At 26.5% G+C, this 16,681-nt stretch carries 12 protein-coding genes; 10 read left to right on the top strand and 2 right to left on the bottom strand.

Going from position 1 to position 16,681, the window contains the following annotated elements; all coding sequences use genetic code 11:
• The first annotated feature begins 13 nt into the window (after positions 1-13).
• Positions 14-445, top strand: coding sequence for a nucleoside deaminase (locus tag BGIGA_RS00705; protein WP_014726463.1), 432 nt, complete (start codon positions 14-16; stop codon positions 443-445).
• A 9-nt stretch (positions 446-454) separates the two neighbouring features.
• On the opposite strand, the gene BGIGA_RS00710 is transcribed toward BGIGA_RS00705, so the two are convergent.
• Positions 455-1,114: a DedA family protein gene (locus BGIGA_RS00710; protein WP_014726464.1), complete on the bottom strand. Its 660-nt coding sequence runs from the start codon at positions 1,112-1,114 to the stop codon at positions 455-457.
• Positions 1,115-1,392: 278 nt separating this feature from the next.
• Between BGIGA_RS00710 and aroB the strand changes: the two genes are divergently transcribed.
• Both aroB and gyrA read left to right on the top strand, forming a co-directional pair.
• The gene (aroB, locus tag BGIGA_RS00715; protein ID WP_014726465.1) at positions 1,393-2,460 is read left to right on the top strand and encodes a 3-dehydroquinate synthase; all 1,068 of its coding nucleotides are present in this window, start codon (positions 1,393-1,395) and stop codon (positions 2,458-2,460) included.
• A gap of 50 nt (positions 2,461-2,510) precedes the next feature.
• Positions 2,511-4,952: a DNA gyrase subunit A gene (gene gyrA / locus BGIGA_RS00720; protein ID WP_014726466.1), complete on the top strand. Its 2,442-nt coding sequence runs from the start codon at positions 2,511-2,513 to the stop codon at positions 4,950-4,952.
• Positions 4,953-4,968: 16 nt separating this feature from the next.
• Here the strand turns inward: gyrA and BGIGA_RS00725 are convergent, their stop codons facing one another.
• The gene (locus BGIGA_RS00725) at positions 4,969-7,098 is read right to left on the bottom strand and encodes a carboxy terminal-processing peptidase (RefSeq protein WP_014726467.1); all 2,130 of its coding nucleotides are present in this window, start codon (positions 7,096-7,098) and stop codon (positions 4,969-4,971) included.
• Positions 7,099-7,158: 60 nt separating this feature from the next.
• Here BGIGA_RS00725 and surE point away from each other — a divergent pair, with 60 nt between their 5' ends.
• From surE to purC, 7 genes are all read left to right on the top strand, one after another.
• Positions 7,159-7,968: a 5'/3'-nucleotidase SurE gene (gene surE, locus BGIGA_RS00730; protein ID WP_014726468.1), complete on the top strand. Its 810-nt coding sequence runs from the start codon at positions 7,159-7,161 to the stop codon at positions 7,966-7,968.
• Positions 7,969-7,978: 10 nt separating this feature from the next.
• On the top strand, positions 7,979-8,944 hold the full coding sequence (gene ruvB, locus BGIGA_RS00735) for a Holliday junction branch migration DNA helicase RuvB (RefSeq protein ID WP_014726469.1): 966 nt from the start codon (positions 7,979-7,981) through the stop codon (positions 8,942-8,944).
• 66 nt (positions 8,945-9,010) lie between these two features.
• Positions 9,011-10,306 carry an adenylosuccinate synthase gene (locus BGIGA_RS00740; RefSeq protein ID WP_014726470.1) on the top strand — a complete coding sequence of 432 codons (1,296 nt, stop codon included), beginning with the start codon at positions 9,011-9,013 and terminating at the stop codon, positions 10,304-10,306.
• Between the two features lie 17 nt (positions 10,307-10,323).
• Entirely contained in the window at positions 10,324-11,760 is a 1,437-nt protein-coding gene (gene purB / locus BGIGA_RS00745; RefSeq protein WP_014726471.1) for an adenylosuccinate lyase, read from the top strand.
• An 8-nt stretch (positions 11,761-11,768) separates the two neighbouring features.
• Positions 11,769-15,446 carry a phosphoribosylformylglycinamidine synthase gene (locus tag BGIGA_RS00750; protein ID WP_014726472.1) on the top strand — a complete coding sequence of 1,226 codons (3,678 nt, stop codon included), beginning with the start codon at positions 11,769-11,771 and terminating at the stop codon, positions 15,444-15,446.
• A 17-nt stretch (positions 15,447-15,463) separates the two neighbouring features.
• Positions 15,464-15,958 carry a 5-(carboxyamino)imidazole ribonucleotide mutase gene (gene purE, locus BGIGA_RS00755; RefSeq protein WP_014726473.1) on the top strand — a complete coding sequence of 165 codons (495 nt, stop codon included), beginning with the start codon at positions 15,464-15,466 and terminating at the stop codon, positions 15,956-15,958.
• Positions 15,955-16,677: a phosphoribosylaminoimidazolesuccinocarboxamide synthase gene (purC, locus tag BGIGA_RS00760; protein ID WP_014726474.1), complete on the top strand. Its 723-nt coding sequence runs from the start codon at positions 15,955-15,957 to the stop codon at positions 16,675-16,677. Before purE ends, purC begins: the two co-directional genes overlap by 4 nt.
• Positions 16,678-16,681: the final 4 nt, after the last annotated feature.

Raw genomic sequence — 16,681 nt, forward strand, 5'->3', positions numbered from 1 at the left:
AGATTTTGATTTTATGAAAATAGCTTTAAAGGAGGCTTTTATTGCTTTTCATAAAAATGAAATTCCTATAGGAGCTGCAATTATATATAAAAATATGGTTATAGCAAAAGCTCACAATTTGACTGAAACTTTATGTAACATGACTGCGCATGCAGAAATGTTAGTAATTAATTTAGCATCTAATTACTTGAAAAATAAATACATAAAAAAATGTACTTTATATGTCACATTAGAGCCATGTGTAATGTGTGCTGGGGCCTTGTTTTGGTCTCAAATAGGAAGAGTTGTTTGTGGAGCTTCTAATCCATCAAAAAGAGGATTTTTGTGTTCTGGTATTAAATTACATCCTAAAACAGAATTTGTATCTGGAATCATGAAAAATCAATGTAAAGCTCTTATACAAGAATTCTTTTTTTATAAAAGAAACTGTACTGTAATAAAATAAAAGAAAAATTTAGATAAATATTTTTTTCTTTTTATTCTTGCTTATTTTCATTTTGAAAATAATTGGTAAAGTTGTAATCAACACAATCAATAAAATAATCCATTCAAGATGATTTTTTAATTCAGGAAAATTCTTATCTAAATAATGTCCAGCTAACATAATAGAAAAACTCCAAGCAAGAGCTCCAATAATGTTATATATCATAAATTTTTTAAAATCTATGCGAATTGCTCCTGCTACAATAGGAGCAAAAGAACGAAACATAGGGAGAAAACGACTCATGATAAGAGCCGTTTTTTTATATTTATTATAAAACAATTTTGCCAGAATTAAATGTTTTTTTTTAAAAAAAAAGGAATCCTTTTTTTTGTATAACAGTTTTCCAGATTTGTATCCTAGCCAATAACCTTGTATATTTCCAAGAATAGCAACACCAGCTACGATTAAAATAATTACAAAAAAAGGTACATTATAAAAATTTTTACACAAATCTTCTCCAAAAATTCCAGCAGTAAATAATAAAGAATCTCCAGGTAAGAAGAAACCAATAAATAACCCTGTTTCCGCAAAAACAATAGCTAAAAGAATGAATAAAGCTGTATTTCCAAAATATAAAAATATCCATCTAGGATTAAATAAGTGCTGAAAGAAATCCCAAATATCTGACATTTTACAAATATAATTATGAAAATCAAAGTTAAATATTTCCATTTTTCTAAAAAATAAAAATATTTATTTTCATATTTTCATCTTCAAATTCAAAGAACTTTAAAAGTTATGGAATGTTTATTTAAATTTATTAATGTTTTAGGATGGATTCCTAATATATTTTTTTTCATAGTCGGTTTAATTTTTATCATTTTTTGGTTATACAAAATATTTTATTTCATTGATTAATAAAAAAAAAATTGGTTAATTTTGTTGTTATACAGGGTTAAATTAAATTCATGAAAATAAAAAAAAGGGGGGAATTCATATATTTTAATAAAAAAGCTTATGATGTGCTTAAAAATTATCTACTTCATAAAGTTGATTCCATAAAAAATATATTCATTTTGGTGGATGATATAACTCACGCACATTGTCTTCCCATTCTTTTTCAGAACATAAATTTTTTAAAAAAATCTAATGTAATTAAGATTAAATCAGGGGAAGAAGAAAAAAATATAAATACGTGTATTCAAATATGTAAAAATTTAGAAAAATTTAAAGCAACTAGAAAAAGTTTAATTATAAATTTAGGAGGAGGGGTCATAACAGATATTGGAGGGTTTGTTGCTTCTATATTTAAACGAGGAATTCGTTTTATTAATATTCCTACTACTTTGTTGGGAATGGTTGATGCAGCTATAGGATACAAAACAGGAGTAAATCTAAATTATATAAAAAATGAAATAGGATCTTTTTATATTCCAGAATTTTTAATCATTGACACACATTTTTTAAGAACACTTCCAAATAAAGAAATTGTTTCTGGAATGGCTGAAATGTTAAAACATGGATTGATAGCTAGTCAAAATTTTTGGGAACAAATGATTCAAATACAAACAGATATTATGATTCAAAATGAAAATAAATGGATGAATTTAATTCATCAATCTATATTGATTAAACAAAATATTGTTAATCAAGATCCTAAAGAGGAAGGGTTAAGAAAAATTCTTAATTTTGGGCACACTATTGGACATGCTTTAGAGAGTTATTTTATGAATATTAATAAAATATTACATGGAATTGCTGTAATTATGGGGATGATTTATGAATCATGGATTTCTTGTAAAATTAATGGTTTATCTATATCTGATTATAAAGAAATCAAATCAATACTTTCAACATTATGTCCAATAGAAAATAAAATTTCTGGTTTAGAGATTAAAAAATTATTGTTTATTATGGAACATGATAAAAAAAATGAAAAAAATAAAATTCAATTTTCTTTATTAAAAGAAATAGGAAAATGTTCATATAATTGTCAAGTTCCGTCTTCCTTAATTAAGGAAAGTTTTTTGAACTAAATGTTTCAATTTTTTAATAATTTAATTTATTTATTAATATTTCAAAAGACATGAATAAAAGTGAAGGAGAAAAATTGATTCCTATTAATATTGAAGATGAGATGAAATCATCTTACATAGATTATTCTATGTCTGTTATTGTATCCAGAGCTCTTCCTGATGCTAGGGATGGATTAAAACCTGTCCATAGAAGAGTTCTTTATGGAATGTATCAATTAGGAATACTTTCTAACAGTTCTTATAAAAAATCTGCTCGTATTGTGGGAGAAGTATTGGGAAAATATCATCCACATGGAGACGTTTCTGTTTATGATACTATGGTCCGTATGGCTCAAAAATGGACATTACGTTATCCATTAATAGATGGACAAGGAAATTTTGGATCATTAGATGCGGATCCTCCGGCAGCTATGCGTTATACCGAAGTCCGAATGAAAAAGATATCAGAAGAAATGTTATTGGATATTAAAAAAGAAACAGTGGATATGCAACTAAATTTCGATGATTCTTTGGAAGAACCCATTGTTTTACCTACACGAATACCCAATCTTTTGATTAATGGATCTTCTGGTATTGCGGTTGGAATGGCTACAAATATGCCTCCTCACAATTTAAAAGAAACTATCAATGCTATTTGCGCTTATATAGACGATAATAATTTATCTGTAGAACAAATCATGAAATATATTAAAGCTCCTGATTTTCCTACAGGGGGAATTATTTACGGATATGATGGAGTAAAAAATGCATTTCATACTGGTAAAGGACGTATTGTTTTACGTGCAAAAGTCCATTTTGAAGAAATTCATGGTAGACAGTGTATTGTTGTAGATGAAATTCCTTATCAAGTCAACAAAGCTGATATGATCACTAGAACGGTGGAATTGATGAAAGAAGCAAAAATGGAAGGCATTTATCAAATTCGGGATGAGTCCGATAGAAATGGATTACGTATTGTTTACATTTTAAAACAAAATACAAATCCTAATATATTATTGAACAAGTTATTTCAATATACTTCTTTACAAACTTATTTTAATGTAAATAATATAGCATTAGTGAATGGAAAACCTGTTCAATTAAATATAAAAAGTATTATTCAACATTTTGTTGATCATAGGCATAATGTGATTATTAGAAGAACTAAATACGAATTAGAAAAATGTAAAAATCGTGTTCATATTTTATTAGGGTTCTTAAAAATATCAGATCATTTAGATATCATGATTCAATTAATTCAAATATCTAAAAATCATTATGAAGCTTGTGATAGATTGATTCAAAAATTTCAAATATCCAAAAATCAATCTAAATCTATTTTAGACATGAAGTTACAAAGTCTTACATCTTTAGAAATCAATAAACTTAAAAAAGAATATGACGAACTTGTTAAAAAAATAGAGTTTTTTAAAAATATTTTGGAAGAGCATTCTACAAGAACTAAAATCATTAAAGATGAACTTTTATATGTCAAAAAAAAATATCAAGATACACGTCGTACACAAATTGATTATTCAGGAGATAAAGTCAACATAGAAGATCTCATTGAAAACGAGCAGGTAGTTCTTACTATTTCCCATGCTGGTTATATTAAAAGAACATCTTTATCAGAATATAAACGTCAAGGAAGAGGAGGAGTGGGTAATAGAGGAGCGACTGCTAGAGAATCAGATTTTTTTAAACATTTACTTGTAGCAACCAATCATCAATATCTACTTTTTTTTACAGAAAAAGGAAAATGTTTTTGGTTAAGAGTATATGAAGTTCCAGAAGGAACTAAAATTTCTAAAGGTAGAGCGATACAAAATATTATTCATCTCCAGGAAGGAGATAAAGTGAATGCTTATATATTAACTGGAGATCTTACTAATAAAAAGTATGTTAAAGATTATTATGTTATGATGATTACGCAAAAGGGGATTATAAAAAAAACATCTTTAGAAAGTTATTCTCGTCCCAGAAAATATGGAATCAATGCTATTGTTATTCGTAAAGGAGATTCTTTATTAGAAGCGATTCTGACTAAAGGCAGATTGACGAACTTTATTGCTGTAAAAAGTGGAAGAATTATTCGTTTTTCAGAAAATAAAGTTCGTTCAACTGGAAGAACTTCTTCTGGAGTTATAGGAATTAATATCAATCATGAAAATATGGAAGATATGGTAATTGGAATGATATGTGTAGATATTGAAGGAAAAGAAAAAGGGCAATTATTAGTTGTTTCTGAAAAAGGATTCGGAAAAAGATCCCATATAAAAGATTATCGGATTACGAATCGTGGGGGAAAAGGAATTAAAACAATAAATGTAACCCAAAAAACAGGTAGTTTAATTTCTATTAAATATGTTACGGATCAAGATGATTTAATGATTATTAAAAAATCAGGAATTATTATACGTATTCCTGTATCAGATATAAGGGTTATGGGAAGAACAACTCAGGGGGTTAGATTAATTCATTTAAAAGAAAACGACTTTAATGAAATCCCATAATCGGTTTATAAACCGATTATGGGATTTCATTAAAGTCTCGTAATATGTTGATACATTCTGTTATATAAAAATCTTCTTTCAGATTTTTTTTCCATTTTTTTTGTTCTTCTGATTTTTTTTCATTCGAAATGATTTTATAGTAAGAGGGTAAAATTTGTAATCCGTATATGTTAAAATAGTTTTTTAATTTTTTTAAATTTTCATTTCTTTTTTTTATTTTTAGGTTTTCATAATAAAATTCTTTCCAATTTAAAGAAAATCGTTTTTTATTGTATAATTTTTTTTCTAATGATTGTATTGTTTCATTAATAGTGATTAAATTCTTATTTTTTTTCAAACGTTCTATACTTTTATGTTTAATGTTTTCTAAGTTATTATAATAATAATGAATAGAAGGAATTGGACTCGTGTAATCCCATTTCATAGGATTTTTTTTATTTTTTTCCATATACTTTAAAAGTATACTTGTAGTATTACTTGGAATGACTATGTCGGAATTCACTCCCTTTAATTGAGTAGAATTTCCATTCACACGATAAAATTTATTTATCGTAAATTTTAAAGCTCCGAGCTTTTCATTAGAAAACTTTTCATTAGAAAATAAAAATCGATTTAATGGATAAATAGTTTGTATTGTTCCCTTTCCATATGTTTGAGAACTTCCAACAATAATTCCTCTTTTATAATCAATTATAGCTGCAGCAAGGATTTCGGAAGCAGAAGCAGACAATTCATTCACAAGAACAACAAGGGGGCCTGTCCATATAATTTTATTTTCATGACTTTTGAGTATATTTTTTTTTTGATTAGGCTTTCCTATTTGTACAATAGGAACTTTTCCTAAAAAAAAACCAGCAATTTCTATTACAGTGTTTAAAGATCCTCCTCCGTTATTCCTTATGTCTATTATAATTCCTTTTATATTTTCTTTTTTTAATTCTTGAATAATTTTTTTCATATCTTTAGCTGAATTTTTTCCATTTTTATTTTCAGGATTAAAATAAAATTCTGGTAAACAGATTAAACCATATTTATTTTGATTTTTATCCAGTATTATAACACTTTTTGCAAAAATTTCTTTTTTTTCAATTATATCTCTAATAAGAATCACTTCTTCTATAGATCCATTTTTCTTTTGAATAGTAAGTTTGACTTTACTTCCTTTTTTTCCTCTTATTAAAAAAATCGAATTTTCTAGTAACATACCTACAACATTTTTTGATTCTGAATTTATGTTTTTGGCTACTCGTATAATTTTATCTCCTATTTCTATTTTTTTATTTTTCCACGCAGGACCACCAACAATGAGTTTAACTATTGTGGGATATCCTTTATCATCTTGCAATTTTACACCAATTCCTTCTGTTTGTCCAGATATGTTTAAATCAAAATTTTTTTTCTCTTCATAAGAAAAATAATTAGTATGAGGATCATATTGAGAAGTTATAGTATTAACATATGTAGAGAACCAATCTGATTTTTTTTTTATTTTTAATTTTCTGAAATATTCCTTAATATATTCTTCTACTTTTTTTCTTGAATTTTTTTCTTTATTAAAAAAAGCATTTTTCCAAATTTTTTTTTGGTTTATAGAAGTGATTTTTTTTTGGTTTATAGAAGTGATAATTTCTAGTAGAGTCAAATATTTTAAGTATTTTCTCCATTTTTCTATACATTCTTTTTTGTTTTTTGGATAGGAAAATTTTTGTTCTTCAAGTATATACATTTCTTTTTTATTAAAATTAAAAGATGTTTTCAATATTTGGATACATATTGATTCTACTTCTTTCACTCTATAAAAAAAACGTTTCATAATAACATTAAAAAATGTGAGATCTCCATGAATCCAAAAATCGTCTATTTTTTCTTTATATAAAGAAAGATCTTCTACATCTTTTTGTAGAAAAAAACGTTTTTGATAATCTAATTTTTCGAAATATTCATTATATACTTTTTGTGAAAAATCATCACCTACATAAATAGGTTTTGGATGTAAAAAATTAAGTGTTTTATATATTGTTTTTAGCACTATACGATGCTTTTCCTGTTCTCCTAGTGGGGAACATAAACTTAATGAAAAAAAAAGAATAAAACCAATTATGATATATTTAATATCATTCAATTTTTTTATTTTTTTAAGATTCATAATTATGTATTGGTTGAAAAATATTAGTAAAAATAATAAATAGCTATATATTATTAATATATGAATAGAAAACCAATTATTTTAGTCACAAATGATGATGGAATTATAGCTCCAGGTATTAGGGCTCTTATTCATTATATGAATCTTTTAGGAGACGTATATGTTGTGGCTCCAAATAAACCTCAATCTGGAGTTGGACATGGAATAACAATGAATTCCGTATTATATTGTGATTCAGTTAAAATAGATAATGGAAATCAAAAAGAATGGGAATGTTCTGGAACTCCGGTAGATTGTGTTAAGTTAGCAGTGAGTGATATTCTTCCAAGAAAACCTGATATTTGTGTATCAGGAATTAATCATGGGTCAAATTCTTCTATAAATATTATGTATTCTGGGACTGTTTCTGCTGTACTTGAAGCAAGTATAGAGGGAATTCCATCCGTAGGATTTTCTCTTTTAGATTTTGATATGAATGCAGATTTTGAACCATCAAAAAAATATATATGTCAAATTGTAAAAAAAATTCTTTACAATCCTATTCCTGATAAAACAATAAGTTTGAATGTTAATATTCCTAAATTAAAAAAAGAACAAATAAAAGGAATTAAAATATGTAGACAAGCAAAATCCAAATGGAAAGAAAGTTTTGATAAACGCTATAATCCTAAGGGAAGAACTTACTATTGGTTGATAGGAGATTTTTTTAATTTGGATGATAAAGTAGATACGGATGAATGGGCATTAAAAAATGGATACGTATCTATTGTTCCCATTCAATTCGATCTAACAAATTATACTATATTAAATATTTTAAAATCTTGGAATTTTGTATTATTTTTTTTTTGCATAGTATACTCTAAATTTTAATGTTAAAATAATGTCATCTTTTTTAGAGGGATATTTAAATCCCCAAAATATTCAAGATTTTGTTGGACAACATGAAATATTAGATAATCTGAAAATTTTTATTCAGGCTGCTAAAAAAAGAAAAGAAGCCTTAGATCATATTTTATTTCATGGACCACCAGGATTGGGGAAAACAACACTTGCTCATATCGTGGCTAATGAATTACGTGTGAATATCACTGTGACTTCAGGATCTGTTTTAGATAAACCTGGAGATTTAGCTGGATTATTAATTCATTTAAAAATAAACGATGTTATTTTCATTGATGAAATTCATCGTCTTTCTCCAATAGTTGAGGAATATTTGTATTCAGCTATGGAAAATTATAAAATAGATATTATCATAGATTCCGGATCCAATGCTAGATCAGTACAAATAGATTTATCTCCTTTTACTTTAATAGGAGCAACTACTAGATCAGGTTTACTCACAGCACCTATGCGTTCTAGATTTGGTATTAATTTTCGTCTTAGTTATTATGAAAAAAAATTATTAAATAATATTGTAAATCGTAGTGCAAAATTGCTAAATATTCCAATTACTAAAGATGCTTCTTCTGAAATTGCAAACAGAAGTAGAGGAACTCCACGTATAGCCAATGCTTTATTACGTAGAATTCGTGATTTTGCACAAATAAAAGGAAATGGAACTATTGACATTAATATATGCAATTTAGGATTACAAGCTCTGAATGTAGATAAACATGGACTAGATGAAATGGATAATAGAATTCTTTTATACATCATAGATCATTTTCAAGGAGGTCCTGTGGGTATTAATACTATAGCAACAGCAGTTAGCGAAAATTCAGATACTATAGAAGAAGTTTATGAACCTTTTCTTATTCAGGAAGGATACTTAATTAGAACCCCTAGAGGAAGAAAAGCTACAAAATTAGCTTATCAACATATAAAACAAAATTTAAAAAAAAAATAAACTGAAATGTTTTTTTATTATATGTTCATAATAATTAACTTTGTTACAATATAAAAATGGACAACCATGCCTTCAAATGTTATTGTCGGTCTCCAATGGGGTGACGAGGGAAAAGGAAAAATTACAGACTTATTTGCTAAAAATTCGGATTATGTAATCCGTTATCAAGGAGGAAATAATTCAGGTCATTCTATTCATATTAAAAATCGTTATTTTGTTCTTCATTTAATTCCCTCTGGAGTTATTTATTGTGGAGTTAAATGTATTGTTGGACCTGGAGTTGTAATTGATCCTAAATCTTTTATACAAGAAATCCAAAATTTGGAATCAATGGGCATCAATACATCTAAAGTTTTTTTAGCAAAAAGAGCACATATCACTATGCCTTATCATCGTTTGTTGGATCAATATCAAGAAGAAGCTTTAGAAGACAAATCAATTGGAACCACACATAAAGGAATTGGCCCCACTTATGTAGATAAGATAAATCGGATAGGAATTCGTGCTTTAGATTTATTGGATTTAAAAATTTTTTATAAAAAATTAAAATATAACATTGATTTTAAAAACAAAATCATCACAAAAATTTTTAAAAAAAAACCTCTTTCTTTTCAATCTATTTATGAAGAATATACAGAATATGCAAAAATTATTTCTAATCGAATTATAGATGCTGTTTATGAAATACATGATGCTTTTCATAATAAAAAGAAAATTTTGTTTGAAGGAGCTCAAGCAATGTTGTTGGATATAAATTATGGAACATATCCATATGTAACCACTTCTTCTACTTCTACAGGAGGGGTATGTACAGGATCTGGAATTCCTCCTAATTTTTTAGGAAATTTTATAGGAATCACAAAAGCATATTGTACTCGTGTAGGATTTGGTCCTTTTCCTACAGAGATTCAAAATGAAATTGGAAATGTTATCCGTAAAAAAGGAAATGAGTATGGAGCAACAACTCACCGTCCAAGACGATGTGGTTGGTTAGATTTGATTGCTCTTAAATATTCTTGTATGATTAATGGTATTAATTATTTAATTATTACAAAATTGGATGTTTTAAGTGAATTGGATATTATTAAAATATGTATTAAGTATAAATATGACGATAAAATTATTCAATATTTTCCAGCGAATATAAAACAATATGTAAAAGGAATTTACATTGATTTTCCTGGATGGAAAAAAGATATATCTCATATTCGTGAATATGAAAATTTACCAAAAAATTGTAAAAAATATGTTAAATTTATAGAGGATTATCTAAATTTAAAAATTATATTAATTTCTGTAGGATCTGAAAGAAATCAGAACATCATTAAAAATAAATCTTTATTTTTAGAAATTTTTACTTAAAAAGATTTTTTGTGTGTGTGGAAAAATATAAAAATCCTTTAGTAGAACGATATAGTAGTAAAGAAATGTTATATAATTTTTCTCCAAAAAAAAAGTTTATTACTTGGAGAAAATTGTGGTTATATTTGGCAGAAATTCAAAAGGAATTAGGATTAAATATTAGTGAAAAACAAATATTTGATCTAAAAAATCATTTATACGACATTGATTGGAATCAAGTTTCTTTTTATGAAAAAAAATTTCGTCATGATGTTATGGCTCATTTATATGCTTTTGGAGAAAAAGCAACGGTAGCTAGACCTATTATTCATTTAGGAGCTACAAGTGCCTTTTTAGGAGACAATACGGATATCATATTAATTCGTGATGGATTGGAAATTTTATTGAAAAAATTAATTAATGTTATTTTTCGTATCAGAAATTTTACTTTAGAATATCATAATATCCCGACTTTAGCTTTTACTCATTATCAACCAGCTCAATTAACTACTGTAGGAAAACGTTCTGCTTTGTGGTTACAAAGTGTTCTTCTAGATTTAGAGGAATTAGAATTTAGATTGAAAAATCTTCATTTTAGAGGAGTAAAAGGAACTGTAGGTTCAGCAGACAGTTTCAAAGAATTATTTAATGGAAATTTACAAAAATTAAAATATTTAGAAAAAAAATTATCTAATAAATTTAGATTTCAAAATGTTTTTTCTATAACAGGACAAACTTACGATAGAAAAATCGATGCTCAAATATTAAATTTATTATCTAATATATCTCAATCTTCTCATAAATTTAGTAACGATTTGCGTTTGTTACAAAATTTAAAAGAAATGGAAGAACCTTTTGATAAAGAACAAATTGGATCTAGTGCTATGGCTTATAAACGAAATCCAATACGTAGTGAACGTATGGCTTCTTTATCTAAATATGTTATTTCTTTATCCAATAGTTCAGCTTTAGTTGCAGCTACTCAATGGTTGGAACGAACTTTAGACGATTCTGCAAATAGAAGATTGGTTATAGGACAATCATTCTTAGCTGTAGATTCTATTTTAATGATTTGGAATAATATATTAGAAAATATTATTGTATATCCTAAGATGATTGATAAACATATAAAAGAAGAGCTTCCTTTTTTAGTTACTGAACATATTATTATAGAATGTGTAAAAAACGGAGCAGATAGACAGGAAATTCACGAAAGAATACGAATTCATTCTATGGAAACAAATGATAAAATTAAATTAGAAGGAATAGAAAATGATTTTATTCAACGTATTTTACATGATAAAAAAATCCCAATTCATGAAAAAAAAATAAATCAAATTCTAAACCCTAAAAATTTCACAGGATTTTCTTCAGATCAAACCTTAGAATTTATTGATACAAAAGTTAATCCTATATTAAATCGTTTTTATCATCTAGTTGATTCTGATATCTCTAATATGGATAGACAAATTTGATATAAATAATGAATTTCAGAATTTATATACAAAAAAAAAATCCTTTTGATATTGATTCTAGAAAATTATATAATGAATTAAAAAAAATGAATATATCATTGTGTAATGTAATTATTTATTATACATATGATATATTTAATATAAATAAAAAACTTTTTTTAGAAAGTTTATCAAAAGTTTTTATAGATCCTGTTACTGATATTTTACACGAAAAAATACATTTGAATACTTCATATATAAAATTTTTTCCAGAAAAATATAATGATCGAGCGGATGCAGCTATGCAATGCATAAAAATTTTAGATCCTAAATCAACTAAAATTTCCATAAAAACTGGACAATTAATTGAATTAATTGGAATGAAAAAAAAACAGGATTTTAATAAAATTAAAAAATATTATTTTCAGTCATGTTTGAGTACAAAAAATCAAAAAAATGATACAAAAATTATAGATAATTTCATTAATTTTTCTGTTGATAAAATAAAAGAAATCCATAATAAATGGAATCTTTCTATGAACGTTAATGATTTACTATTTATACAAAAATATTTTTCTGAAGAAAAACGAAATCCAACAAAAGCAGAATTACGTATATTTGATGTTTATTGGTCTGATCATTGTCGTCATACAACATTTTTTACAAAATTGTCAGATATATCTTTTTATGGATCCTTTAAAAAAATATATCAAAATGTTTTTAGAAAATATTTAAAAGATAGAGATTTAATAGGAAGATCAAAATATCCTATCAATCTTATGGATTTATCCTGTCTTCCTGCTAAAATTCTTTATAAAAAAGGAAAATTGAAAAATTATGTTTTATCATACGAACATAATGCGTGTATTATGATGATAAATGTAGATTTTGAAAATAAAAAAAAAGAAAAATGGTATTTATTATTTAAAAATGAAACTCATAATCATCCTACCGAAATAGATCCTTTTGGAGGGGCTTCTACTTGTGTAGGAGGAGCTATTCGTGATCCTTTATCGGGTAGAGCTTTTGTTTATCAAGGGATTAGATTGAGTGGAGCTGCTGATCCTATAAATTCAAAAACTTTTCATAAAAAATTACCACAACGTAAAATTTGTCTAGAATCAGCTCGTGGGTATAGTTCTTATGGAAATCAAATAGGATTGGCTACAACTCATGTAAACGAAATTTATCATGAGGGATATAGAGCTAAAAGAATGGAAATAGGGATGGTCGTTGGAGCTGTTCCTGTAGATTTTGTAAAACAGGATAAACCAAAAAAAGGAGATATTATTTTGTTAATTGGTGGTTTTACGAGAAGGGAAGGAATTGGAGGGGCTACAGATTCTTCTAAAGAACAGAATTCTGATTTCGAAAATCATATACAACAGCAAAAAGGAGATCCAATAATAGAAAGAAAAATTCAGAGATTTTTCAGAAAAAAAAAAGTTATTTCTTTGATCAAAAAATGCAATGATTTTGGAGCAGGAGGAGCGTCCGTTGCTGTAGGGGAATTAAGTGATAGTTTAGTCCTTTATTTGGACAAAATACCAATAGAAAATACAGAAAAAAATATAGAAGCTATAGAAATTGCGCTTTCTGAGTCTCAAGAACGTATGGCAGTAATATTAGATCCCAAAGATGTAAAAAAATTTATTCATTTTTCTCGTGAAGAAAATATCATGTCTTTTCCAATAGGAAAAGTGACTGATAATCATCGTATTATTTTTTCTTATAAAGAAAAAGAAATTTTTAATGTGAAAAGTTCTTTTCTTAATACAAAAGGATTTCATAAAGAAAAAACTGTTCGTGTAAATTCCCCTACTTCATTTTCTCCTTTTCATAAATCAAAAAATCTTTTTTTCAACAAAAAAATATTTTTAAATACTCTTTCTAAATTAAATATAGCTTCTCAAAAAAGCTTAGTGGAAATGTTTGATAGTACTGTAGGTGGGACTACAGTTTTGATGCCTTTTGGAGGGAAATATCAAATGACTCCATCTGAAGGAAGTGCACAAAAAATTCCTGTTTTTAGGGGAAATACAAATACAGTTAGTTTAGTTTCTTGGGGGTTTCATCCTGAAGTTTCTGTTTGGAGTCCTTTCCATGGAGGAGCTTATGCCATTGTGGAATGTATTTCTAAAATTGTTTCTATGGGAGGAAATTATAGAAATACTTATTTTAGTTTTCAAGAATATTATCAAAAATTGGGAGATAATCCAGAAAATTGGGGAAAACCTTTTTCGGCTTTGTTAGGTGCTTATCATGCTCAAATGTCTTTAAAATTAGCTTCTATAGGGGGAAAAGACTCTATGTCTGGAACGTATAAAAAATTTCATGTTCCGCCTACATTTATCGTTTTTGGAGTATCAACAGGTTCCTGTTTCAATATTATATCTCCTGAATTTAAAAAAGTGGGAAATAAAATTTATTTGTATTATCACAATTCATTAAAAAATGAAATGCCCGATTTTAATTCTATAAAAAAAGCTTATGACCAAGTTTATGAAGGAATTTGTTCCGGAAAAATTGTTTCGGTTAAAACAGTAAAAGATGGAGGCATTTCTGTTGCTGTCGCCAAAATGTCTTTTGGAAATCGTTTAGGAGCAATCATTGACTATAAAGATCATTTACTTGAAACGAACATAGGTTCCTTAATTATAGAATCTTCATCTCCTATTTTAAACAATGATTTTATTCAAATAGGAGAAATCGTTTCTCATAAATATTTAGATTTTAATGGAATATCTATTGATATAGATGAATCTATAAAAAATTGGTTAAAAACTTTTTCTCCTATTTTTTCTTCTAATGAAAATGAAAAAGAAAAAATAGGAGAAATAAAACAAGTAAAAAAAAATAAACAAAAGGAAAAACACAATTCTATCATATGGAAATGTAAATTTCCAAAAAAAGGGACTCCTCGTGTATTTATTCCTGTATTTCCTGGTACAAATAGTGAATTTGAATCAATTCGTGCATTTGAAAAAGAGGGGGCTATCGTAAACACATTTGTATTTAAAAATCTAAGTAATCAAGATATTATAGAGTCTATATTTTATTTCAAAAAGCATATAGAATCTGTGCAAATATTTATGCTATGTGGAGGATTTAGTGCAGGAGATGAACCAGATGGTTCTGCTAAATTTATTGTATCTATATTACATAATCCATATATTAAAGAGGCTATTAAATATTTTCTCGATCAAGATGGATTAATTTTAGGTATTTGTAATGGATTTCAAGGATTGATCAAATCCGGATTATTACCTTATGGTAAAATTTGTTTGAGAAATCATGATTCTCCTACATTAACTTACAATAAAATAGAAAAGCATATATCTCAATGCGTACACATTAAAGTTATTTCTGATCATTCTCCATGGTTAAATGGTATGAAAAATAAAATGTATACTCTTCCTATATCTCACAGCGAAGGAAGATTTTATGCAAGCCAAGAAACAATAAATCTTTTATTGGATAGAAACCAAATTGCTACACAATATGTAGATTTAGAAGGGAAACCTAGTTCAAATAGATTATATAATCCTAATGGATCTGTTGGAGCCATTGAAGGATTATTAAGTGAAGATGGTAAAATTTATGGAAGAATGACTCATCCAGAACGTTATGGTCATGGATTATTAAAAAATATTCCTAATGTTCATGAACATTCTATTTTCAAAAATGCAGTACAATATTTTTTGTAAAAAAATTAAAATAAATTATGAAAGTGGCTATATTTTTTGGGAGTATTTCTGATAAATCAATTATGAAAATAACAGCGGAAGTGCTAAAAAAATTTAGCATAAATTATAAATCTTATGTGATTTCCGCTCATAGATTACCAGATATTTTATCTAGTACTATTAAAGAAATAGAATCAGAAGGAACAGATGTAATTATTGCAGGAGCTGGATTATCTGCTCATTTACCTGGAATAATTTCTTCTAAAACAATTTTACCTGTCATAGGAGTACCAATTCATTGCCATAATAACTATGGTTCCTTAGGAGGTATAGATGCTCTTTTTTCTATGGTACAAATGCCAAAGGATGTTCCCGTTGCTACAGTAGGAATTAATAATTCATATAATGCAGCTTTATTTGCTGTTCATATTTTAGCTATAAAATATCAAAATATAAGAAAATTATTGCTCAAATTTAGAACAAAAAAAAAAGAAAAACTGATAACTGAAATCAAGCAACATTTATTACCATGAACTGCACAATTAAAAAAAATCTTTTATCAGAAGGAAAAACAAAAAAAATATATACGACCAATAATCCATTTGAAGTACTCATTCATCATACAGATAATATAACGGCTTTAAATGGATTAAAAAAAAATATTTTACAAAATAAAGGAGTTTTAAATAATGAAATAACGGCATTGATTTTTCAATTTTTAAATTCTTGTGGAATTAAAACTCATTTTATACAAAAAATAAATAATAGAGAACAATTATGTCATAAAGTAGATATGATTGCTTTAGAATTTGTTGTTCGCAATATTGTTGCGGGAAGTATGTCTAAACGTTTGGGAGTAAAAGAAGGAGTTCATTTGTATAATCCTATTTTTGAAATATTTTATAAAAATGATAAATTAAAAGATCCTTTGATTAATGATCATCATGCAGTGTTTCTAGAAATTCTTTCTTATGAAGAATTAAGAATCATTTATAGTATGACGTCTAAAATAAACCATTTTATAAAAAAATATTTTTTAGATAAAAATATTATATTGGTAGATTTTAAAATAGAATTCGGTAAAAATTATAAAAACGAGATTTTACTGTCTGATGAAATCAGTCCAGATACTTGTCGTTTTTGGGATAAAGAAACAATGAAAAAATTGGACAAAGATTCATTTAGAATGGGATCAAAAGAAAAAGTCTTTGATATTTATATGGATATATTAAAAAGGTTAAATGTAAGTTAACCAT

Source organism: Blattabacterium sp. (Blaberus giganteus) (assembly GCF_000262715.1).
Lineage (GTDB): Bacteria > Bacteroidota > Bacteroidia > Flavobacteriales > Blattabacteriaceae > Blattabacterium.

What these genes read in the sequence shown, in the direction of transcription:
- BGIGA_RS00705 (WP_014726463.1), top strand. Translation starts at nt 14, where the DNA reads ATGAAAATAGCTTTAAAGGAGGCTTTTATTGCTTTTCATAAAAATGAA.
- BGIGA_RS00710 (WP_014726464.1), bottom strand. Translation starts at nt 1,114, where the DNA reads ATGTCAGATATTTGGGATTTCTTTCAGCACTTATTTAATCCTAGATGG.
- aroB (WP_014726465.1), top strand. Translation starts at nt 1,393, where the DNA reads ATGAAAATAAAAAAAAGGGGGGAATTCATATATTTTAATAAAAAAGCT.
- gyrA (WP_014726466.1), top strand. Translation starts at nt 2,511, where the DNA reads ATGAATAAAAGTGAAGGAGAAAAATTGATTCCTATTAATATTGAAGAT.
- BGIGA_RS00725 (WP_014726467.1), bottom strand. Translation starts at nt 7,098, where the DNA reads ATGAATCTTAAAAAAATAAAAAAATTGAATGATATTAAATATATCATA.
- surE (WP_014726468.1), top strand. Translation starts at nt 7,159, where the DNA reads ATGAATAGAAAACCAATTATTTTAGTCACAAATGATGATGGAATTATA.
- ruvB (WP_014726469.1), top strand. Translation starts at nt 7,979, where the DNA reads ATGTCATCTTTTTTAGAGGGATATTTAAATCCCCAAAATATTCAAGAT.
- BGIGA_RS00740 (WP_014726470.1), top strand. Translation starts at nt 9,011, where the DNA reads ATGCCTTCAAATGTTATTGTCGGTCTCCAATGGGGTGACGAGGGAAAA.
- BGIGA_RS00750 (WP_014726472.1), top strand. Translation starts at nt 11,769, where the DNA reads ATGAATTTCAGAATTTATATACAAAAAAAAAATCCTTTTGATATTGAT.
- purE (WP_014726473.1), top strand. Translation starts at nt 15,464, where the DNA reads ATGAAAGTGGCTATATTTTTTGGGAGTATTTCTGATAAATCAATTATG.
- purC (WP_014726474.1), top strand. Translation starts at nt 15,955, where the DNA reads ATGAACTGCACAATTAAAAAAAATCTTTTATCAGAAGGAAAAACAAAA.